Source organism: Mesorhizobium sp. ESP-6-2 (assembly GCF_020164675.1).
GTDB lineage: Bacteria > Pseudomonadota > Alphaproteobacteria > Rhizobiales > Rhizobiaceae > Mesorhizobium.
In genome coordinates this window covers 207853-228726 of sequence record NZ_JAIUGT010000009.1, presented here as the reverse complement: position 1 = coordinate 228726, position 20874 = coordinate 207853, and the positions used below count along the sequence as shown (strand labels likewise).

The window sequence follows — 20874 nt, the reverse complement described above, 5'->3', positions numbered from 1 at the left end:
CGTTCACAAAGGAGAATGCAAATGAACACGCCCAATCTGGGATACCGCGTCGGCACCGGCGCCCAAAGCGGCGCCCTCTACGACGAGGGCCTGCGCCAGCACATGCTGCGCGTCTACAACTATATGGGCCTCGGGCTCGTGGTGACCGGCCTCGTCGCCTTCATGGTGTCGTCGACGCCCGCGCTCTACGTGCCAATCTTTTCCAGCCCGCTGAAATGGGTGGTGATGCTGGCGCCGCTCGCCTTCGTCCTGCTGTTCTCGTTCAAGATGCAGACGATGTCGGCGGCAAGCGCGCAGGCGATGTTCTGGGCCTTCTGTGCGGTCATGGGTCTGTCGTTGGCTTCCGTCTTCCTGGTTTTCACCGGAACCAGCATCGCGCGCACCTTCTTCATCGCCGCCACCATGTTCGGCGCCACCAGCCTCTACGGCTACACGACCCGGCGTGACCTGACCCAGTTCTCGTCCTTCCTGATCATGGGCCTGATCGGCGTGGTGATTGCCAGCATCGTCAACATCTTCCTCGGCTCGACCGCTTTGCAGTTCGCCATCTCGGTGATCGGCATCGCCGTGTTCATCGGCCTGACTGCCTGGGACACGCAGTCGATCAAGGAACAGTATGCGGAGAACTTCGACGCGGAGTCGCGGCAGAAGCTGGCCGTTTTCGGCGCCTTCTCGCTCTACCTCAACTTCGTCAACATCTTCCAGCTGTTGCTGAACTTCACCGGCGAGCGGGAATAGTCCGAACCGTAGCAGGCAACATCTTGCATCTTGCCGTGGCCGGAGGGAAATCTCCGGCCACTCTTCATTTGAGACGGCGCCTGGCCCGCTTGTGCCATCGCACGTTCATCGTGACTATGTGAAACGCAATGCAAACCGCCGCCTTGAGTTCACGCCTGGCCATTTGCTAGCCTGCCGGCCAAGCAAAGACAAACCGCGAGAACATATGGCACAGGACAGCCAGACACTTCATGGCGACGGCATCTCGGCCGTTATAGTCGGGCAGGGCGCCGAACTGGTCTCGCTGCGGGATGCGGATGGGCTGGAACTTATGTGGCAGGCCGGACCGGCCTGGCGCCGTCATTCCCCGGTGTTGTTTCCGATCGTCGGCCGGCTGAAGGGCGATCAACTGCGCCATCGCAGCCAGACCTATCCGATGACGCAGCACGGCTTCGCCCGCGATAAGTCGTTTGCCTGGGCGGAGAGGGGTTCTCGGTCCTGCATGCTGGTGCTCACCGACGACGCGGAGACCCGAACGCACTATCCCTTCGCCTTCCGTCTGGCGGTAACCTACACCCTCGACCGCCGGCGGCTCGATGTGACCTTCGAGATCACCAACACCGGTGATGAGACGCTGCCGGCGTCGATCGGAGCTCACCCGGCGTTCAACTGGCCGCTGCTGCCGGACCTGCCCAAGGAGGCTTACCGCCTGACCTTTGCTGAAGCAGAGCGTGCGCCGGTCCGCCGGTTGAAGGACGGACTGCTGCTGGCGGCGCCGCAGCCGACGCCCCTCGAGGGCAACGTTCTCGCGTTGGCGGATCGCCTGTTCGACGAGGATGCCGTGATCCTGGACCAGCCTGCCAGCACCGCCGTGCGCTATGGAGCCGATCGCGGTCCGGCGATCGAGATGCATTGGCACGGATTTCGGGAATTGGGCGTCTGGTCCAAGCCCGGCGGCGCGCCGTTCCTCTGCATCGAACCGTGGTACGGCCTCGCCAGCCCGGTGGATTTCGATGGCGAATTCGTCGACAAGCCGGGAGTGATGCTGATCGAGCCGGCCGGAAGGCGCGTGCTCGGCTATCGGATCGAATTTCAACCGCAGAGGCATTAGCTGAAAGGCTGGCGTCGCGTTCATGGATGGTGGAGTTGGTCGTAAACATCCAACTCGCTTGATTTGGAGGAATACAGCATGGACCGATTCACCGGCGGTTGCCTGTGCGGCAACGTCCGAATTGTGGCGACTGGACGCCCATACCGGGTGGGCCTTTGTCACTGTCTCGACTGCCGCAAGCATCACGGGGCGCTTTTTCATGCTTCCGCGATTTTCCCTCAGGATGCGGTGACGATCGATGGCGAAACCCGTGACTATGCCGGGCGGTTCTTCTGTCCCCGTTGCGGCTCGACCATTTTTGGTCGCACCGCCGACGAAATCGAAGTGAACCTGGGATCCCTGGATGCCCCGGACCAACTGACGCCAACGTACGAAAGCTGGATCATCCGTCGCGAAACCTGGCTGCCGCCGTTTCCGCTCACGAGACGATATGAGCGCGATCGTGACGCCGCGGGCCGCTTCGAGGAGTAGGCGGCACGAACGGCGGGAAGGCGCCGTGACCAGGGGACCGGCGGCGCCTCACTCCGGAAGACCGGCCTTGCGGAAGCCGTCGACGAAATGATCGAGCATCGCCGCATCGCGGAAGGGCTCCGTCCAGACCCAGTGGCTGGTGGTGAAATGCGGGTTGCTGACGAGAAACAGTTCGACCTCCGTGCGCGCCTCCTCGAGCCGGCCGAGCTGCGCGAGGCTGGCCGCCAGGAAGCGGCGTGAGCTCGTTCGATAGGTCTCGTCCCGGCGCAACGTCTTGACGGCGGCCTCGTAGTCGCGCGCCGCATATTGCGCCGCGCCGAGCGTCAGATAGTACCAGCTTGCCGGAAACGGGTTGAGTCGGAACGCCTTGCGGATCTGTTCGAGCCCTTCCTCGACCCGCCCGGCCAGCACGGAGATGTCGGACAACGTCGCCCAGGCATCGGCCTCATTGGGGTCGAGCTCGAACGCCCTGGCGAATTCCGCATCCGCCTCAGCGAAGTCGCGCTCATAGGCGAGCAGGTTGCCGAGCACCCAGCGGCAGCCGGCGTCATTGGGATCGATCGCCACCGCTTTGCGCGCCAGATCCAGGGCCAGGCGACGGTTGGGTTCCACCGGCTCGCCCCAATGTACCCATCCCATCCAGTGGTTCATGGCAAGCCAGCGATAGGCCTCGGCGTAGTCCGGATCGAGCGCGACCGCGCGCGTCAGCATCAGATGCGCCTCGCGCGCCGTCTGCGGTGAATCGTCTATCAGCTTGCGCGCCCGAACGCAGAGATCGTAGGCCTCGAGACTCTTGGGCCGATTGCGCGGCGGCGGCGCGCGCAGCCGGCCGAGCAGCGCCTCCACGATCTTGGCCGTCACCTCGTCCTGAACGGCAAAGATATCGTCCAGCCCGCGATCGAAGCGTTCCGCCCACAGGTGATCGCCACTCACGGCGTCGACCAGCTGGGCGTTGATGCGCACGCGTCCCGCGGCACGTCTTGCGCTGCCCTCCAGGAGGTAGCGTACGCCAAGCTCCCGGGCGATCTCGCGCACGTCCATGGCCTTTCCCTTGTAGGCAAAGGTCGAGTTGCGCGCGATGACGAACAAGCCCGAGGCCCTGGACAGGTCGGTGATCAGGTCTTCGGTCAATCCGTCGGCGAAGGGCTCCTGCTCGGGGTCGTTGCTGAGATTGACGAAGGGCAGCACGGCTATCGAGGGCTTGTCGGGCAGCGGCAAAGCTTTCCGCTTGGCGCTACCGAGGGATTCCACGATCCCGGCGAAGCGGTAGCCGACGCGCGGAACAGTGGCGATCCATTCCCCGCCGTCGGCGGGCGGACCAAGCAGCTTGCGCAGCTGCGCGATCTGGACGGTGAGATTGCCTTCCTCGACCGCTGTACCCGGCCATGCCGCATCCATCAGATGGGCCTTGTCGAGGACTTCGCCTGGCCGTTCGACGAGCGCCGTCAGCAGCTTGAGCCCACGGTAGCCGACGGCAACGGGCTCATCGTTCCGAAGCAGTGTTCCCGCATCCGGATCAAGCACAAACGGACCAAAGGCAAAGCGCGATCCCTGCATGAAGCGCATCTATAGCCCGTTTGGAACTTTTGAGAACTATTTGGGAGAGCTTAATTACGGCGCTGTTCGCATCCGGCACAATTCAACCTCTTTCAGGTCGAGGTCCCAAGTCTAGGACCCCTCCCTCAAACCGTAGGAGGTTGCCATGAACGATACCCTTGCATCGACGCGGTGTCAGACCGCGCGACCGAGGATGCCTGAGGGGCTGGCGGAAGCGTTGCGTCGGCACCTGACGACCCTGCGAAGCATTGTCGAAAGCTGGCACGATCGGAGCTGGCGCGAGCGGATACGCTTTCGCTGGGAGCTTGAGCGAATGTCGAAGGACAATCCCCATCTGATCGACGACATCGGATTGACGAAACGGCAGGTCGAGGCAGAGCTCGCAAAGCCGTTCTGGCGACGGTAAGCCGAATGCTGAGCAAATATCAGCAGTATAGGGTAGGGCGGATTTCAGACCTGCCGGGCGATGGTACCGATCACATTGAGGACGAGCCGTGCGGCGGTCAGGGCCGACGGTAAGGCGCGCGCTGCCGACGCTGCGCAGCCCGAACGTCAAGTAGGTGTTCGGCGAAGCGCTGCCGGCGCAGACCCTGGGAGGCGCCGAGTTTCGTCTGCCGCTATTAATTGGCACGTTCAACTTCGTTGGAAGCAGTGATCCTGAACAAGGCGATCAGCCTAGTCGTGGTGGCCACAGCGTTGCCGTTCAGGGCGCAGACAGTGCCCTTTGCCGACGTGGCGGCCCATTGGCCGGTCAGCCTCAAGGTGGGCAACACGCCTCAAATCGGAAACTCTCTACAAGATGATAGCCTTACTGCTGGTCGTCATCGCGGCCGTGCTGTTGTTCGGTCACGAAGCGCTTGAATGCACCAGCCAGCCTGCCATCTCCATAAGTCGCATAAGATAGATTATGGAACTGTAGCATTGAGCTGATGCAGCGTATTGCCTTGATCTGTCCAGCAACGCTAGGCTGCGGCGATGACGGGTTCAAATCGAGCGATTGAGTCTGCCATCGAGGTGTTCGTGCACGGGCACAGCACCGGCAAGAGCCGTACCTTTCCTTACGAGACAAGTCGTGTCGGGTCGCTGTGGTTGATGCGCGATGCTGAGCGCAAGAACGCTCGCGATTACCGCAAGGAAGAATGGATCGCCTATCACGTCGATCCCGAGGACGTCGATGCGACTGCCCGGCAGCATGCGCGAGGAAGATTCTATGTCTGCGTCATGGTTGCGACAGCGGAGCCAGACGAGCCGACGCGAAGCGCATATAAGGCTCTCGGCTATCGGTTGCTCGGGACCGAAGGTTTCTTCGTGCGGCCGATAAGCCAGATTCCGAGGCCGCCGCAGGCTGCCGTTTCGATCGAACGTGTGCAAACAGCCGAACTGGCGGTCCAGTTGGGAAAGATCACGCGCACACGGCCGATTCCGGACACTTTGCTTGGCGATGACGCTCCATTCCGCCAGTACGTGGCGATCGACGGAGAAGACATCGTCGGTCGCGTACGCAGCGTGGATGCTGTGGGCGCCACATGGTGCGCGGACATGTATGTCGAACCCTCGCACCGCCGCCGTGGCATCGGCCAGGCGCTTCTCTCAAGGATGTTGTGGGACGATCAGGCCCATGGTTCGAAGTCCTCCGTGCTGACGGCCACTCACACCGGGGCGCATCTGTACCCTCGTGTCGGTTATGAGCGGATTGGAACGCTGTTCATGTTCGCGCCAAAGAGTACGACGCCCCGATGAAGACCTCTTCCTATGATGCTGACTCATAAGGAATTTCAAGCGCCATGCCATCAAATGCGGGCTCGACATTTGCCGGAGTCTCAGCCATCACGGTAGCGTAGTCCAGCGGCCCATGCATATGGGTCAGCACGGCCCGTTTCGGAGCCAGCCGTTCGATCCATTCTAGCGCCTGGCCGAGCGACAGATGGCTCGGGTGTGTCCTGTACTGAAGCGCGTCCACGATCAGGACATCAAGATTACGCAGCCGCTCGGCGGTGGCAGCCGGAAAATCGCTGATGTCGGGGCAATAGGCTAGTCCCCCGATGCGGAAGCCGAGCGATATGATGTCGCCATGAACCTGCGGCAGCGGCTCGAGGGTGAGGGCACCGCCCTCGCCTTCGATCACGACGGGACCGGCGTGATCGATGATGTGCGCGTCGACAATCGGCGGATACGAACTGCCTGGCGGCGTCTCGAAACAGTAGCCGAAGGCCTGGCGCAGCCGCAGCATCGTTGGATGGTCGGCATGGATATCAATCCGCTGCCGCTGGTCGAGCACGAAGCCGCGCAGGTCGTCGATGCCGTGGATGTGGTCGGCATGGGGGTGCGTGTAGACGACGGCATCGATGCGTTTGACCGACGCCATCAGCATCTGCTGGCGGAAATCCGGCCCAGTGTCGATGACGACGGTGGTGCGGGCGCCGCTCGCGGCGATCCGCTCGACAAGGGCAGCCGTGCGCATGCGCTGATTTTTCGGATTTTGCGGATCGCAATTGCCCCAGTCGCCGGTGATGCGCGGCGTGCCGGGTGACGAGCCGCAGCCGAGAATGGTGAGGCGCAGCCGGTCTGTCATCGTTCAGGCGCTTTGCTCGGCGGGTCGCGGCATCTTGCCGAACAGCCGGAAGAAATTGTCGGTCGTCAAAGCCGCGATTTCACCTTCGCTGACGCCGACCGTCTCGGCCAGCACCTTGGCCGTGTGCGCGACATAGGCGGGTTCATTGCGCTTGCCGCGAAATGGGATCGGCGCGAGATATGGCGCATCGGTTTCCACCAGCAGCCGGTCATGCGGCAGGTCGGCGGCTATGGCGCGTATTTCGGCCGAATTCTTGAAGGTCAGGATGCCAGAAAACGAAACATAGCCGCCCAGCGAGACGCCAACCTCGGCCAGCCTGCGTCCCGACGAAAAACAGTGCAGGACGAACGGGAAGGCGCCCTTCCCCGTTTCCTCCTCCAGAATATGAGCCATGTCGTCGTCGGCATCGCGCGAATGGATGACCAGCGGCAGGCGCGTCTCGCGGGCAGCGGCGATGTGGTTGCGCAAACCCTGCGCCTGCGCATCGCGGGGCGCCTTGTCATAGAAATAGTCGAGCCCGGCCTCGCCGATCGCCACCACCTTGGGATGGGCGGACAGGCGCACGAGATCCGCCGTCGTCACGTCAAGCTCTTCGGCCGCATTGTGCGGGTGGGTTCCGACGGAGCAGTATACTTCGTCGAAAGCGTCTGCGATTTCAAGTATTTGCTGAAACCGCTTCACGCGCGTCGAGATCGTTACCATACGGCCGATCCCGGCGGCCAGGGCGCGGGCGACGATGGCCGCCCGCTCCTCGGCGAAGTCCGGAAAATCCAGATGGCAGTGGCTGTCGACGAGCATCAGCCGTTCGCTTCCGGCTGATCGACGTAACGCGGAAACACGCCTTCTGGCACAGGCAACGCTCTGCCCGGCACAAGCGCATGGTCGGCGTGGAGATGCACGAAATCGCGCTCGTCTGCCGGCACGGCCAGCAGGTCAAGCAGCTTCGCGGCCGATCCTGGAGTGAAGGGCTGGCACAGAATCGCCACGCGCCGCACCACTTCGGCCGTAGTCCACAATACCGTTTGCATGCGCTCGGGGTTGGTCTTCTTCAGCGCCCAAGGTTCCTGTCCGGCGAAATACCGGTCGGCTTCGGCCACCACGCCGAAGATCGATGCCAGCGCCAGATGGATGCCTTGCTCGGCCATTGCCTTGCGCGCGGCGGCAAGAGCGGCCGCCGCCTGATCGAGGATTGCCTTGTCGGCATCGGTCAGCTCGCCGCGCGTCGGCACCACGCCGCCGCAGTTCTTGGCGATCATCGACAGCGAGCGCTGCGCCAGATTGCCGATGCCGTTGGCGAGGTCGGCATTGGTGCGGTTGACGATCGCTTCGTGGCTGTAGCTGCCGTCCTGGCCGAACGGCACCTCGCGCAGGAAGAAATAGCGCACTTGGTCGAGCCCGTAATGCTCTATCATGGTGAAGGGGTCGATGACGTTGCCCACCGATTTCGACATCTTCTCGCCGCGGTTGAACAGGAAGCCGTGGCCAAAGACGCGCTTCGGCAGCGGAATGCCTGCCGACATCAGGAAGGCCGGCCAGTAGACGGCGTGGAAACGCACGATGTCCTTGCCGATGATGTGCGCATCGGCCGGCCAGAATTTCCAATTATCAGCCTTTTCATCGGGATAGCCGACGCCGGTAATGTAGTTTGTCAGCGCGTCGACCCAGACATACATCACGTGCTTCTCGTCTCCGGGCACCGGCACGCCCCAGTCGAACGTCGTGCGCGAGATCGACAGGTCCTTCAGTCCCGATCTGACGAAGCTCATCACTTCATTGCGCCGCTCGGCCGGGCCGATGAAATCCGGCTGGCCCTCGTAGAGCGCCAGCAGTTTGTCCTGATAGGCCGAGAGCCGGAAGAAATAGCTTTCCTCCTCGACCCATTCGACCGGCGTTCCTTGCGGGCCATAGCGGACATTGTCGGGACGAACCTCGGTTTCCTCCTCGCCGTAATAGGCTTCGTCGCGCACCGAGTACCAGCCGGCATAGCCGCCCTTGTAGATGTCGCCATTGGCGGCCATCGCCCTCCAGATCGCCTGAGATGCCGCGTAGTGCCGCTCTTCGGTGGTGCGGATGAAATCGTCGTTGGAAGCGTTGAGCGCGGTCGCCATGCGCTTGAACTCGGCCGAATTTCGGTCGGCCAGTTCGCGCGCCGAAATGTCTTCCTTCTTCGCCGTCTGCAGCATTTTGATGCCGTGTTCGTCGGTGCCGGTGAGAAAGAAGACCTGCTTGCCGTCGAGCCTCTGAAAGCGGGCCAGCGCATCGGTGGCGATCAATTCGTAGGCATGGCCGATATGCGGCTTGCCATTGGGGTAAGAGATCGCGGTCGTGACGTAGTATGTATCGCGTGACATGAATGAACCGTCATGAAGTCTGAATGGAAGGCGTGGCGGTGGATATCGCATCGGGGAGGCGATTGCCATCCCGAGGGAACCATCACATTCGCATTGCAGACTTCAGGCGGTCGATCATGGTCAAGGCGTGCTGCTTCTTGTCGAGATTGTAGGTGTCAGTCTCAGATATAGCGTCCAGCGCCTCGTGCCAAGTGTCCGAAAGCGTTTTGGCTCGTGCGAGATCGCCGGCCAGCGCCGCCCGGCTAGCCGCATCGGACAACAGGTCGAGCGCGCGGCGGTTGAAGATATCGAACTGGATCGCCTGGTCGCGTCCGGCCACCACCTCGGCAAGGCGATAGGCGCCGGCGATGTCGCTCTTGCCGGCGCTCACCAGGGCGTCCAGCGTTTCGGCGATCTCCAGCCCGCCATACTGCGTCAGGAGGATCGCATTGCGGGCGCTGCCCCCTGCCCGCTCGGCAAGTGCCGCCCGCGCGGCCGGATCATCCGGCGGAGGCGGCTCGGCGGTTTCCAGCACCGCCATCAGCTCGTCGGCATCAAGCGGCGACAGCCGAACCAATTGGCAGCGCGAGCGGATCGTCGGCAACAGGCTGCCCGGTGCATGGACGATGAGGATGAACAGCGTTCGCGCCGGCGGCTCCTCGAGATTCTTCAGCAAGGCATTGGCCGCGTTGGCATTCATGTCGTCGGCCGGGTCGACGATCACCACCCGGTAGCTGCCGTCATGCGAAGTCAGCGACAGGAAGCGACTGACCTTGCGGATCTCGTCGACGGTGACGACCGTCTTGAAGTTCTTGGTCTTGTCGTTCAACGGACGGGTCAGATGCAACACGCCCGGATGCGCGCCGGTGGCGATCTGACGAAACAGCGAGGACGCCGGATCGGGAACGGCGAGCGTCTCCGGCGCTTGCTCGAAGGCGGGATGCTTCAGGAGGTGATGCGCCAGATGGAAGGCGAGCGTCGCCTTGCCGATGCCGACCGGTCCGGCGAAGATCAGCGCGTGCGGCAGCTTTCCAGCGCGATAGGCGGCCGCGAGCATGGCGGCGGCCTGCCCGTGCCCCACCAGGCGTGGCGTTTCGGACGGTTCGGGGACGCCGTCCAGCGTGTCATGCTGTTCCGGCGCGATGCGTTCGAAGATCATGCGGGTGCGGTCTGTCTGTTGCGCATGGGCGCCCTCGCCTCCAGTGCCGCGAACACGGTGGCGGTGACGGCATTCTCTACCGCATCGGGAGCGGCGGATGCGTCGATCACGACGCAGCGCTCCGGCTCGGCCGCCGCGATCGCCAGGAATGCCTCGCGGCGCGCCTGGTGAATGGCAAGCGTTTCCTTTTCGAAGCGGTCGGGGCCGGCGCCGGCGCCGCGACGTACTGTTGCGCGTCTCAGGCCTTCGGTGGGATCGATGTCGAAGATCAGCGTCATGTCGGGCATCATGCCATTGATGGCCACTTGCTCCAGCGTCTCCATGAACACCGGGTCGAGGCCGCCGGTGACGCCCTGGTACACGCGCGAGGAATCCAGGAAGCGGTCGCATAGAACAATGGAGCCGCGCTCGACCGCCGGGCGGATGACCTGCTCGACATGGTCGGAGCGCGCCGCGGCGAAAAGCAGTGCCTCCATCTTCGGCCCGAACGGCTCGGCGGCGCCTGAAAGCAGCACGTGCCGGACCGCTTCCGCGCCCGGAGAGCCGCCCGGCTCGCGGGTGACGAGGACGTCGTACTTCTTGGCACGCATCTTCCCGGCCAGCCGCTCGATCTGCGTCGACTTGCCTGCTCCTTCGCCGCCTTCGAAGGTGATGAAAAATCCGCGTGCCAATCGAAAGGCCTTTATCCCTTATTTGAATGGATTCTAGCGCTCTAGATAGTCCGCGTTCGGGAAAACGTCCATGCCGCCGGCGTTATCGCATGCCGCTCAAAAGTGACCTCGGCTTTGAGAGAACGACATGCATAAACAAAGACGCTAAAGCGCATCGCATGAATTCGTTTCAGCGCGACGCGCTTTAGCGGAGCCAGCCAACGGCCAGTTCCTTGACGGCATCGAGAGCTCGCTGCGGCAGCGTGCCGACGCCGATCGATTCGGCGGCGAACAGCGGCGTTTCCTGGCTCAGCGTGTCGCCGATCCAGACCCGCAGCACGCCTACCGGCTGCCCCTCCTCCACGGGTGCGGCAACCGGGCCGTCATAGACGATCCTCGCTGTCAGTTTGTCGCGGTTGGCCACCGGCAGGAAGATGGCGATCGGCCCTTTCGCCTTCAGCGTCACGCCGGCTTTGACGCCGCCGAAAACCTGCGCTTGGCCCACCACCTCGTCCTTGGCGAAGATTTGCGTCTTCTCGAAGGAACGCGAACCCCAGTCGAGGAGCTTGCGTGCCTCCTCGGCGCGTTCCTTGTCGCTTGCGAGCCCGCTCATCGCCGCGATCACCCGCGCGCCATTGTGGCTGACCGAGCCGACTATGCCGAAGCCGGACACCTCACTGCTGCCGACTGCCAGGCCGTCGGCGCCGATGTCCATCGCCAGCAGCGGGTTGCGATTCCTCTGCGAAATCTTGTTCCAGGTAAAGTCCTTCAGGCCGTAGTAGCGATAAAGGTCCGGATAGTCGCGCCACAGATGCAAGGCCAGCATTGCCAGCTCGCGCACGCTCGTCTGCTGGCCCTCCGCCGGCAGCCCCGTCGAATTGACGAAGGTCGATTTGGCCAGGCCGATCTGGCGGGCGCGTTCGGTCATCTGCGCGGCGAAATTGTCCTCGGACCCGGCGATGCCTTCGGCCAGCACGATACAGCCGTCATTGGCCGCCTGCACCGTCACGCCCTGGATCAGGTCCTCGATCCGGACCGCCGATTTGAGCTTGGCGAACATCGTCGACGTTCCCGAAGGGGCGCCGCCCTTGCGCCAGGCGTTTTCACTCACCACGAACGTGTCGTCGAGGGTCAGGCGTCCGGACTTGATTGCGTTGAACACCACTTCCATCGTCATCAGCTTGGCCATCGAGGCCGGCTGTATCAGCTTGTCGGCGTCCTTGGAAAACAACACCGTCCCTGTGTCGGCGTCGATCATGAAGGCCTGGGCTGCCTTGGTCTCGAAAAGCTGCGCGCCGGCGGGCGCGATGCAAAGCAGCAGCAGGGCCAATCCCAGAAATCCGGCCAAAGGCGGAAAGACGCGCAACTGCATGAAATCTCGACCCGTTTGCCGGTTCTGGCGCGGCCAGGCTATCAGGGTTTTTTCCGCAGGATCAACCGTGCGGGAAAAATAGATCAGTTGCGCACGGCCAGGGCGTCCGGCGCACCATGCGACCAGGCCGCCTGCAGCAGATCGTCGACGCCGCCATGGCCGTCCGGATAGAGGTTCACCGCATACCAGTCCTTGCCATCGAATTCGGAACGTTGGATCTCGATCCTGCCGAAGGGCTCGAGCGCGGCCGCCACGCGTTTTGCCTCGGTGGCGTCATCGAAAGTGCCGGCCGCGACATAGGCGGGCGACGGCGCTTGCGGGTTGGCGTTCTTCCATGAGCGCAGGATGTCGGCGGGCGACATGCCGTCGTCGTCAAGTGCGGCAAAGACATCGGCGCGCCGCACGCGCTCGTCGGCATAGGAGAGCGAGGCCACCGAAAACGGCGATTGCGGCGGCAGGCCGATATCCGGACGCTCCGGCACGATCGGACCGAAGTCGGGCAGCGCCAGGTCACCCAAGGCCGGCGATTGTGCCGGCACCTGTGCTTGCGGAGCTGCATCGGAATTCGTCAGCTGGCCTGGGAACGGCACGGCGGCACTCACCGGCAGGCTCGGCGATGGTCCGTTCATGGCCACCATGACGCCGGTCGGCAAGCCATCCGACGGGTCCGGTATCCTGTTGCCTGGATGGTAGGAGGCCATCAGATACTGGTCGTCATTGCCGTCGAGCGGCGCGCGGCCAACATATTCCACCTTCACCTCGGCCGTGCCGACATTGGCATAGTCGAGCATCTGGGCGGCGCGTTCCGAGACGTCGATGATGCGGCCCTGGTGGTAGGGACCGCGGTCATTGACGCGCACGATGACCGAACTGCCGGTCTTGAGATTGGTGACGCGGGCGTAGCTCGGCAGGGGCATGGTCGGGTGCGCCGCCGTCAGATGGCTCATGTCGTAGACTTCGCCGTTGGCGGTCAGCCGTCCATGAAAGGCATCGCCGTACCAGGACGCCAGGCCGACCTTGGCATAGTGCTTGTCTTCCTTCGGATAGTACCACTTGCCGCGAACCTGGTAGGGTTTTCCGAGCTGGTCGCGGCCGCCGCCACGCCGCATGAAGGCGACGCGAGGGCTGGCCTTCACGCCATATTCGGTTTCGGCGAAATATTCCTTGGAACGGGTCTTCTTGTAGACCATCCCTTTTGGTTCAGGCTGCGATGCGCAGGCGGCAAGCAGCACTGCCGACATGGTGAATAGCGCGAAAGCGCAAGCACGGCGTAGATGCGGGCGCGCCGTAGTTTGCATTTCCTGATGTCCCCTACAGTCTCGACCAAAGACGCCGCGGCTTGAACGTCCCAGGAGCCAAAGCTTGCCTGACCAAGACCAACGGCGCCTCGAACCCCTGTCCTTTGTGCGCAGGAATTGTTTATCACGCTATTAATCGATTGTGGCCGCAACCAGGCAAGATTGTGACGCCACCCTGCCCGGCGTCGGCTGCCGGGAAACATGCGTTCCGCGCATGCCGGTTGACAGGTCTTTGCCGGGCACACTAGAGCATCAGCCAGATGGCTCTCTTCATTCGCCGCCGGACTCGAATATCTGATCGAGTGACGTTGGGCGAAGAGATGTCGCTGGAGGGATGGCCGAGCGGTTTAAGGCACCGGTCTTGAAAACCGGCGTGGGCGCAAGTTCACCGTGGGTTCGAATCCCACTCCCTCCGCCAGATCCCTAGCACGTTGAAAAGCATCGCTTTTCGGATTTTTCTTATTCGGTTCCTAACTCCGTTCCTAACCTCAACAAACGATGAAGTCCGCCACCGTGAGGCAGCGCCTCCGTAAATGGCTTTGATCTTGATTGCATCGAATATTAGGAAGCCCTAATCTCGTCACGTCGGATTCGGCATTGTGGGGAGGAAGTGACATGCCTAAGGTTTCGGATCTTTTCTTTAAGACCGCCGTCGCTTGGCTCATTTTGGGGATTGGCGCTGGCTTGCAAATGGCGATTTCGGGAGATCACGGTGCGTTCCCGGCGCATGCGCACATCAATCTGCTCGGATGGGTCACAAGTGCAATCTTTGGCGGTTACTACGCCCTGAACCCGGCAAAGGCAGAGCGGAAAGTGGCAATTGCCCACTTCGGCCTGTACAACGTCGGCTTGGTGGTGATGTTGCCGGCGCTGTATTTGATGCTCCACGGGAATACGGCGCTTGAGCCGGTCGTCGCTGCGGGTTCGCTCATCGTCGCCGCTGCGGTGCTGCTTTTCGCCTTTGTGGTTTTCTCAAGCGCAAACGTGCGCTCGGCGTCTGGGTTGTCGCCAGCCAGAAACTGATTTGGCGGATTCCGCTCAGTGAAGAATGGCCCGCCACCATGAGGCGGCGGGCTCGGTCGGCCAATCGTTTAGCAATTCACGCCGAACCGCTTCCTTCATGATGTGGTGAGGGTCACTCCCGAGGCTTTTCGTGCCGAATCGGCTAAGCCTTGAGCCTATGAACGAAACCTCCCTCTACGCGCCGGTGAAGCGGTTTCTCGAAAGCCTGGACTTTGCCGTGAAGGGCGAGATCGGCGGCTGCGACATCGTCGCGCTGCGTGAGGGGGAGCCGCCCGTCGTCGTCATTTGCGAGTTGAAGCTGGCGTTCAATCTCGAACTGGTGCTGCAAGGCGTCGACCGCGCAACCGCCTGCGACGAGGTGTGGCTGGCCGCGCGCATGTCGGCCCGGGGCAAGGGACGCGAGAGCGACGCCCGGTTCCGCAATCTTTGCCGCCGGCTTGGCTTCGGCCTGCTCGGCGTGACGGCGAGCGACCGGGTCGAGGTGCTTCTGAGCCCGGTCACCGTCGCGCCGCGCAAGAACCCACGGCGCCGCTCGCGGCTGGTCGACGAACATCGTCGGCGCCGCGGCGATCCTGTCGCGGGCGGGGGATCGCGCAATCCCATCATGACAGCGTACCGCCAGAGCGCCCTCGCCTGCGCCGCGGCGCTGGCCGACGGGCCCAAGCGCCCGCGCGATCTCGAGGCGCTGACGCCGCTTGCGCCGAAAATTCTGCTGCACAATGTCTATGGCTGGTTCGCGCGCGTCGACCGCGGCGTCTACGATCTGACCGACGCCGGCCGTGCCTCGCTGATGCGTTGGCCGCAGCCGTCGCACGATGAATCCCGACACGCGATTTTGAACGCGCCGAGTGCCTGAGCGCGGGACAACGCCCGGCCCTTTGGTTGATTTTTCAGACAAAATATGCTGCTTGTCCCGCCCATGAAGACACTCTGCACGACGTTCATGGCGTTCTTGACCCTGGCTTTTCCGGCCAACGCCATGGACAGCGCCTTGCGCGCAGGCCTCCTGAAACTCGACCCGCAAACCCGCCTCGAACAGCGCTGTGACGCTGAAGTTCTCGACCGGATCACCCACGACGACCGCAAGTACAAGGCGGACCGGGTGGTCGCTTACGCCTTTGCCACGCCCGTCATGAGCGACGACGCCATCAAGAGCCCGGGAGCCGCCTTCCGCAGCAAGGGGCAATGGTACCGGCTGAAATTCAAGTGCGAGACGGCGCCGGACCATATGGAGGTCTTACAGCTCCGCTACCGCATCGGCGACGAGATCCCGGAGACCGATTGGGCAAAATACAATCTCTACGATTAGGCTCTACGACTAGGTTTTCACCGCCATTTCGACTCGCCTGCCCGCGATTGTCGAATCCCCTCAATGGCGCCGCTGCAACGAAAGCGGTTTTGCGGCGTTGCCCGAAGCGATGTCTTGACGGCAAGGAACCATGCCTTTAGGGCGGGCTGGGCGATCGACAACGAACACTCGGCGAACAGGCAAGGGCTTCCAGGTCGATGGAAATATTTACTGCCGCAGGCTTATCGGCCCTTTTTCAGGTAATCGCGATCGATCTTGCGCTGGCTGGAGACAACGCCATCGTCATCGGCCTTGCGGCGGCCGGCCTGCCGGCCAGTCAGCGCAAACGGGCCATTCTGGTCGGCATCATCGCGGCCACCGTCCTTCGCATTTTCTTCGCCCTGATCACGCAATGGCTGCTGACAATTGGCCCCATGCTCCTCATCGCCGGCGGCCTGCTGCTGCTTTGGGTGTGCTGGAAGATGTGGCGGGAACTGGGTGTCAGCCACGAGCAGGAGCGTGACGCGACCGAAGCGCTGTCGAATGGCGATTTCGACAAGGATGGGACCATTGCCGGCAAGTCGCCGCGCAAGACCTTCTCGCAGGCCGCCTGGCAAATTGTCATTGCCGACGTGTCGATGTCGCTCGACAATGTCCTGGCCGTCGCGGGTGCGGCCATGAACCATCCGACGGTGCTGATCATCGGCCTCGCTCTGTCGATTGCGCTGATGGGCTTCGCCGCGTCCTTCGTCGCGCGCCTGCTGCACAAATACCGCTGGATCGCCTATATCGGCCTGCTGATCATCCTTTACGTCGCCCTGAAGATGCTTCTCGACGGCGCCGTGCAGCAGTTTCCCGACCAATTCGCTTTCCTGGCGCCATGGTTCGGATCGAGCGGCCACTGAGCCGGAACCCTCGCGCCCGCCGATGTTGGTCAGTTTGAAATTGCAGCGTAATGGTTCATTCTGATTGGATTGAACCGGTGCCCATCGGCGCGAAGAAGCACGTCCACCTATATCGCTGGTAAGGATCAAACTTCATATGGGGAATGATCGTTCGATAAACCGTCATTAGACGCTCGCAGATGTGGTATCGATCATCGGGCGCAGCCTGGACACGTTCTCTGGGGATAAACCACTCTGCTTCTTGTGGCTCATTCAAGTAGGTAGGGTGCAGCCTGACAAAATAGCCGTCTTTGGTCATCCTGACATCGTTGGGATCGATGGGGTGGCAATCCTTGTTTCCGCAGCAGTCATAGTGAAGAACGGGATCGGTCTTGCCCGTATACCAACCGTGTGCGTCCGCATCGCCGGGCAGCACAAGCCACGCCAATGCAATGTGTCCTAGCAACTGTCTCATGGGACCAGCCCCTTCACCATTCTGCCCATAGCATATTAGTGAGTCCTAATCATAGCGCTGAAAGTCGCGTTGACTGGCTGCCATTACCCGGCAATTCGCTTTTTGTAAGAGCCGCGAACCAATGGCTTTCGGCTTCTTCGCTTCGATCTGCACAACGAGATCGCCGATGTCGCAGAGCTTACCTGTTTGCCTGATCGGGCAAGCCGTGCTATTGCGCCGCCCGAATTGAGCTCCTGCCAGAGCCGTGCAAACCGTTATATGTCGTGACTTCGAGCCGGATCAGCGTTTCCGGTTCAGGTCCATTGGAAACCTGCTCATGTCCGCCCCTCGCGTCAGCTTCGTCAGTCTCGGATGCCCCAAAGCCCTGGTGGATTCCGAACGCATCATCACGCGCCTGCGCGCCGAGGGCTATGAGATCGCGCGCAAGCATGACGGTGCCGATCTCGTCGTGGTCAACACCTGCGGCTTCCTCGATTCCGCCCGCGATGAATCGCTCAACGCCATTGGGTCGGCGCTTTCCGAGAACGGCAGGGTCATCGTCACTGGCTGCCTGGGCGCCGAGCCCGATGTCATTCGCGAGAAGCATCCCAACGTCCTCGCCATCACCGGTCCGCAGGCCTATGAAAGCGTCATGGCGGCTGTGCACGAGGCGGCGCCGCCGAGCCATGATCCCTATATCGATCTGCTGCCGCCTCAAGGCGTCAAGCTCACGCCGCGCCACTACGCCTATCTCAAGATTTCGGAAGGCTGCAACAACCGCTGCACCTTCTGCATCATCCCGGCGCTGCGCGGCGATCTTGTCTCGCGGCCGGCGGCCGATGTGCTGCGCGAGGCCGAGAAACTGGCCAAGGCCGGCGTCAAGGAACTCCTCGTCATCTCGCAGGACACCAGCGCCTACGGCATCGACATCAAATACCAGACCTCCGTGTTCGGTGATCGTGAAGTGCGGGCGAAGTTCCTCGATCTGTCCGAGGAATTGGGCAAGCTCGGCATCTGGGTGCGCATGCACTATGTCTACCCCTACCCGCACGTGGCCGACGTCATCCCGCTGATGGCCGAGGGAAAGATCCTTCCCTACCTCGACATTCCCTTCCAGCATGCTTCGCCGCAGGTATTGAAGAACATGCGCCGGCCGGCACATGGCGAAAAGACGCTCGAGCGCATTCGCGGCTGGCGCGATGTGTGTCCGGACCTCGCCATCCGCTCGACCTTCATCGTCGGATTTCCCGGCGAGACCGACGAGGATTTCGAGATGCTGCTCGACTGGCTGGATGAAGCGAAGATCGATCGCGCCGGCTGCTTCAAATACGAACCTGTACGGGGCGCGCGCTCCAACGAACTCGGCCTTGAGCAGGTGCCGCAGGAAATCAAGGAGGCGCGCTGGCATCGCTTCATGCAGCGCCAGCAGAAGATCTCGGCGACGCAATTGGCCAAGAAGGTCGGCAAGCGCCTGCCGGTGCTGATCGACGAAGCACATGGCACATCGGCCAAGGGCCGCACCAAATACGATGCGCCGGAGATCGATGGCTCTGTCCATATCCAGTCGCGCCGCCCGCTGCGCGCCGGCGACATCGTCACCGTCAAGGTCGATCGCGCCGACCCCTATGATCTCTACGGTTCGGCCGTCTGAGGACTGCGATTTACCACATTTCGCGATAGTTCCGGCCATTTACCCTGTTTGGTCGCCGCCTGCTTTATGGTTTCCGGGCCGTAAACGCAGGGACTAAGGATGGATCCCAAACCTGTCCGCCAGGATTATATCGCGACGCTGGACCTGTTGAGGCTGGCGGCGGCGCTGGCCGTCGTGTTGTTTCACTATTTCTTCCGCGGCGCGGCCGCCGACGGCTTTCTCACGGCGGGCTATCCTCATGCCGCGCCGCTCGCTCTGTACGGCTATCTCGGCGTCAATCTTTTCTTTCTGATCAGCGGTTTCGTCATCGCATGGTCGGCGGAAGGCCGCGGCTGGGAAAGATTCGCCGTCGCGCGTTTCGCGCGTCTATATCCGGGCTTTCTGCTCTGCATGACGATAAGCTTCGCGGTTATCGCCTTTTCCGGCACGCCACTGCTCCCAGCCTCCTTCAGCCAGTATCTCGCCAATCTCATAATGTTCGCGCCGGCCTTCGGCCAGCCTTTCATGGACGGCGTCTACTGGTCGGTCGTGCTCGAAGTGGTTTTCTACGGATGGGTGACGCTGGCCCTTATTGCCGGCGTTTTCCAGAGATGCAAATTGGCGCTGATCCTCGGCTGGCTGGCGATCTCGGCCGTCAACGAACTCTTCCTCGGCAGCGGCGCGGCGCGGCTTCTGTTTCTCACCGAGTTCGGCCCATTCTTCGCCGCCGGCATGCTGGTCCATCATCTCCACGCGCATGGTCGCTCAGTGCCGGCCTTGCTGCTGCTGGCGGCCGCCTTCGTGCTCTCCAGCTATACGCTGTCTGTGACGCAACAGTGGATGATCGGGCACTACGGCATTGCGGTCTCGTCCGCCCATCTCGTGGCCGCCAACGTGGTGATGCACGCGGCGCTGATCGGCGCTGTCCTGCTGCGCGACCGGATCAGACCGTCGGCGTTCACGCTGGCTCTCGGCGGGCTGACTTACCCGCTTTATCTCCTTCACCAGAATGCCGGCTATCTCCTCATCAACGCCTTGACGCCGCTGGCCGGAAAATGGATTGCAGCGTGGACCTGCGTGGCGCTCATGGTTTTGGTGTCGTGGGCGATCTGGCGCTATTTCGAGCGGCCGGTGCAGCGTTGGCTCAGGATCCGGCTCAGCCTCGCGGTGGACGCCGGTCTGGCGCGGTTTCGCCATGTCCCGGCGGCCGCGCAAGCCGCCGAATGAGAAAGGGCGCCTCGCGGCGCCCTTTCCCTGTCGGACCTAACGTGAAACCTATTGCGGCAACTTGTCGTCGACGCCCTTGACGTAGAAATTCATGCCGAGCAGCGTGCCGTCATCGGCGACCTCGCCGTCCTTCAGCCACGGCGTGCCATCCTGCTTGGCGATCGGTCCGGTGAAGGGGTTCCAGCCGTCGGCGATCTTCTTCTCGGTCGCCTCGGCCATCGCCTTCACGTCGTCGGGCATATTGGTGTAGGGCGCGAGCTTCACCGCGCCGTCCTTGATGCCCAGCCAGACATTGTCGGGCTTCCAGGTGCCGTCGATGGCGGCCTGGACCCGGCTGATATAGTAGGGACCCCATTCGTCGGTCAGCGAGGTCAGCTGCGCGTTCGGCGCGAACTTGATCATGTCGGACGACTGGCCGAAGCCGTGCAGCTTGCGCTCCTCGGCCACTTGCAGTGCCGCGGTCGAATCCGTGTGCTGGACGATGATGTCGGCTCCCTGGTCGAACAGGGCCTTGGCCGCATCGGCTTCCTTGCCCGGATCGAACCAGGAATTCACCCAGACGATCTTGGCCTTGAAATTCGGATTGATCGACTGCGCGCCGAGCATGAAGGAGTTGATGCCCATCACCACTTCCGGGATCGGGAAGGAGACGATGTAGCCGGCGACGCCGGACTTCGATTCCTTGGCCGCGATCTGACCGAGCACATAGCGGCCTTCATAGAAGCGCGCGTTGTAGATGCCGAGATTGTCCGCCGTCTTGTAGCCGGTGGCGTGCTCGAACATCACCTTGGGGAACTTCTTGGCGACCTTCACTTCGGCGTCCATGAAGCCGAAGGACGTGCCGAAGATGATCTTGCAGCCCTCGCGCGCCAGACGCTCGAAAGCGCGGTCGGCATCGGGCCCTTCGGAGACGTTCTCCAGATAAGCGGTCTCGACCTTGTCGCCGAGCGCCTTTTCGACTTCGAGACGGCCCTGGTCGTGCTGGTAGGAATAGCCGAAGTCGCCGATCGGGCCTGTATAGACCCAGCATGCCTTCAGCTTGTCGGCGGCCTCCGCGGACGCGGCCAGCGAAAATGCCGCTGTCGTCGTCATCAGGGCAATAAGCAGTTTTTTCATCATGTTACCTCTCTG

21 protein-coding genes, 1 tRNA gene and 1 pseudogene are annotated in these 20874 nt (G+C 62.4%); 13 read left to right on the top strand and 10 right to left on the bottom strand.

Going from position 1 to position 20874, the window contains the following annotated elements:
• Window positions 1-21: 21 nt before the first annotated feature.
• The 3 genes from LB532_RS23020 (at window position 22) to LB532_RS23010 (ending at window position 2299) form a co-directional block, all read left to right on the top strand.
• The gene (locus LB532_RS23020) at window positions 22-738 is read left to right on the top strand and encodes a Bax inhibitor-1/YccA family protein (protein WP_140638091.1); all 717 of its coding nucleotides are present in this window, start codon (window positions 22-24) and stop codon (window positions 736-738) included.
• Between the two features lie 205 nt (window positions 739-943).
• A complete protein-coding gene (locus LB532_RS23015) occupies window positions 944-1828 on the top strand; it encodes an aldose 1-epimerase family protein (protein ID WP_140638092.1) in 885 nt (294 codons plus the stop codon).
• A 78-nt stretch (window positions 1829-1906) separates the two neighbouring features.
• Complete coding sequence (locus LB532_RS23010; protein ID WP_140638093.1) at window positions 1907-2299, top strand: GFA family protein; 393 nt, start codon at window positions 1907-1909, stop codon at window positions 2297-2299.
• 48 nt (window positions 2300-2347) lie between these two features.
• On the opposite strand, the gene LB532_RS23005 is transcribed toward LB532_RS23010, so the two are convergent.
• Window positions 2348-3865 (bottom strand): winged helix-turn-helix domain-containing tetratricopeptide repeat protein, encoded by a 1518-nt coding sequence (locus LB532_RS23005; protein ID WP_181169255.1) that lies wholly within the window; start codon window positions 3863-3865, stop codon window positions 2348-2350.
• Between the two features lie 136 nt (window positions 3866-4001).
• Here LB532_RS23005 and LB532_RS23000 point away from each other — a divergent pair, with 136 nt between their 5' ends.
• From LB532_RS23000 to LB532_RS22990, 3 genes and pseudogenes are all read left to right on the top strand, one after another.
• Window positions 4002-4262: a DUF1127 domain-containing protein gene (locus LB532_RS23000; protein WP_181169256.1), complete on the top strand. Its 261-nt coding sequence runs from the start codon at window positions 4002-4004 to the stop codon at window positions 4260-4262.
• 184 nt (window positions 4263-4446) lie between these two features.
• A pseudogene (locus LB532_RS22995) lies at window positions 4447-4712 on the top strand (sulfite exporter TauE/SafE family protein); the annotation flags it as partial.
• A gap of 119 nt (window positions 4713-4831) precedes the next feature.
• Window positions 4832-5596 carry a GNAT family N-acetyltransferase gene (locus tag LB532_RS22990; protein ID WP_140638095.1) on the top strand — a complete coding sequence of 255 codons (765 nt, stop codon included), beginning with the start codon at window positions 4832-4834 and terminating at the stop codon, window positions 5594-5596.
• Between the two features lie 10 nt (window positions 5597-5606).
• On the opposite strand, the gene LB532_RS22985 is transcribed toward LB532_RS22990, so the two are convergent.
• The 7 genes from LB532_RS22985 to LB532_RS22955 form a co-directional block, all read right to left on the bottom strand.
• A complete protein-coding gene (locus LB532_RS22985; RefSeq protein ID WP_140638096.1) occupies window positions 5607-6428 on the bottom strand; it encodes an MBL fold metallo-hydrolase in 822 nt (273 codons plus the stop codon).
• Window positions 6429-6431: 3 nt separating this feature from the next.
• Entirely contained in the window at window positions 6432-7226 is a 795-nt protein-coding gene (locus LB532_RS22980) for a TatD family hydrolase (protein ID WP_140638097.1), read from the bottom strand.
• Window positions 7226-8779, bottom strand: a complete 1554-nt coding sequence (metG, locus tag LB532_RS22975) for a methionine--tRNA ligase (RefSeq protein ID WP_140638098.1) — start codon at window positions 8777-8779, stop codon at window positions 7226-7228. Before metG ends, LB532_RS22980 begins: the two co-directional genes overlap by 1 nt.
• A gap of 82 nt (window positions 8780-8861) precedes the next feature.
• The gene (locus tag LB532_RS22970; RefSeq protein ID WP_140638099.1) at window positions 8862-9917 is read right to left on the bottom strand and encodes a DNA polymerase III subunit delta'; all 1056 of its coding nucleotides are present in this window, start codon (window positions 9915-9917) and stop codon (window positions 8862-8864) included.
• Window positions 9914-10588 carry a dTMP kinase gene (gene tmk, locus LB532_RS22965; RefSeq protein ID WP_140638100.1) on the bottom strand — a complete coding sequence of 225 codons (675 nt, stop codon included), beginning with the start codon at window positions 10586-10588 and terminating at the stop codon, window positions 9914-9916. The genes LB532_RS22970 and tmk overlap by 4 nt, the downstream gene beginning before the upstream one ends.
• A gap of 184 nt (window positions 10589-10772) precedes the next feature.
• Window positions 10773-11939, bottom strand: a complete 1167-nt coding sequence (locus LB532_RS22960) for a D-alanyl-D-alanine carboxypeptidase family protein (protein ID WP_140638101.1) — start codon at window positions 11937-11939, stop codon at window positions 10773-10775.
• Window positions 11940-12022: 83 nt separating this feature from the next.
• Window positions 12023-13237: a septal ring lytic transglycosylase RlpA family protein gene (locus tag LB532_RS22955; protein ID WP_140638102.1), complete on the bottom strand. Its 1215-nt coding sequence runs from the start codon at window positions 13235-13237 to the stop codon at window positions 12023-12025.
• A gap of 328 nt (window positions 13238-13565) precedes the next feature.
• On the opposite strand from LB532_RS22955, the gene LB532_RS22950 reads away from it, so the two are divergent.
• The 5 genes from LB532_RS22950 to LB532_RS22930 all read left to right on the top strand — a co-directional run bounded on the left by LB532_RS22950 (window position 13566) and on the right by LB532_RS22930 (window position 16453).
• Window positions 13566-13655 (top strand) — tRNA-Ser (locus tag LB532_RS22950).
• Between the two features lie 197 nt (window positions 13656-13852).
• A complete protein-coding gene (locus LB532_RS22945; RefSeq protein ID WP_140638118.1) occupies window positions 13853-14260 on the top strand; it encodes a hypothetical protein in 408 nt (135 codons plus the stop codon).
• Between the two features lie 157 nt (window positions 14261-14417).
• Window positions 14418-15116: a DUF2161 domain-containing phosphodiesterase gene (locus LB532_RS22940; protein ID WP_140638119.1), complete on the top strand. Its 699-nt coding sequence runs from the start codon at window positions 14418-14420 to the stop codon at window positions 15114-15116.
• Between the two features lie 45 nt (window positions 15117-15161).
• A complete protein-coding gene (locus tag LB532_RS22935) occupies window positions 15162-15569 on the top strand; it encodes a DUF930 domain-containing protein (RefSeq protein WP_140638120.1) in 408 nt (135 codons plus the stop codon).
• Between the two features lie 197 nt (window positions 15570-15766).
• Window positions 15767-16453 (top strand): TerC family protein, encoded by a 687-nt coding sequence (locus LB532_RS22930; RefSeq protein WP_140638121.1) that lies wholly within the window; start codon window positions 15767-15769, stop codon window positions 16451-16453.
• A gap of 55 nt (window positions 16454-16508) precedes the next feature.
• Here the strand turns inward: LB532_RS22930 and LB532_RS22925 are convergent, their stop codons facing one another.
• Window positions 16509-16907 (bottom strand): hypothetical protein, encoded by a 399-nt coding sequence (locus LB532_RS22925; RefSeq protein WP_140638122.1) that lies wholly within the window; start codon window positions 16905-16907, stop codon window positions 16509-16511.
• A gap of 316 nt (window positions 16908-17223) precedes the next feature.
• Between LB532_RS22925 and rimO the strand changes: the two genes are divergently transcribed.
• Both rimO and LB532_RS22915 read left to right on the top strand, forming a co-directional pair.
• On the top strand, window positions 17224-18537 hold the full coding sequence (gene rimO, locus LB532_RS22920) for a 30S ribosomal protein S12 methylthiotransferase RimO (RefSeq protein WP_140638123.1): 1314 nt from the start codon (window positions 17224-17226) through the stop codon (window positions 18535-18537).
• Between the two features lie 99 nt (window positions 18538-18636).
• Window positions 18637-19743 (top strand): acyltransferase family protein, encoded by a 1107-nt coding sequence (locus LB532_RS22915; RefSeq protein ID WP_140638124.1) that lies wholly within the window; start codon window positions 18637-18639, stop codon window positions 19741-19743.
• A gap of 48 nt (window positions 19744-19791) precedes the next feature.
• Here the strand turns inward: LB532_RS22915 and LB532_RS22910 are convergent, their stop codons facing one another.
• Complete coding sequence (locus tag LB532_RS22910) at window positions 19792-20859, bottom strand: BMP family ABC transporter substrate-binding protein (protein WP_140638320.1); 1068 nt, start codon at window positions 20857-20859, stop codon at window positions 19792-19794.
• Window positions 20860-20874 lie beyond the last annotated feature (15 nt).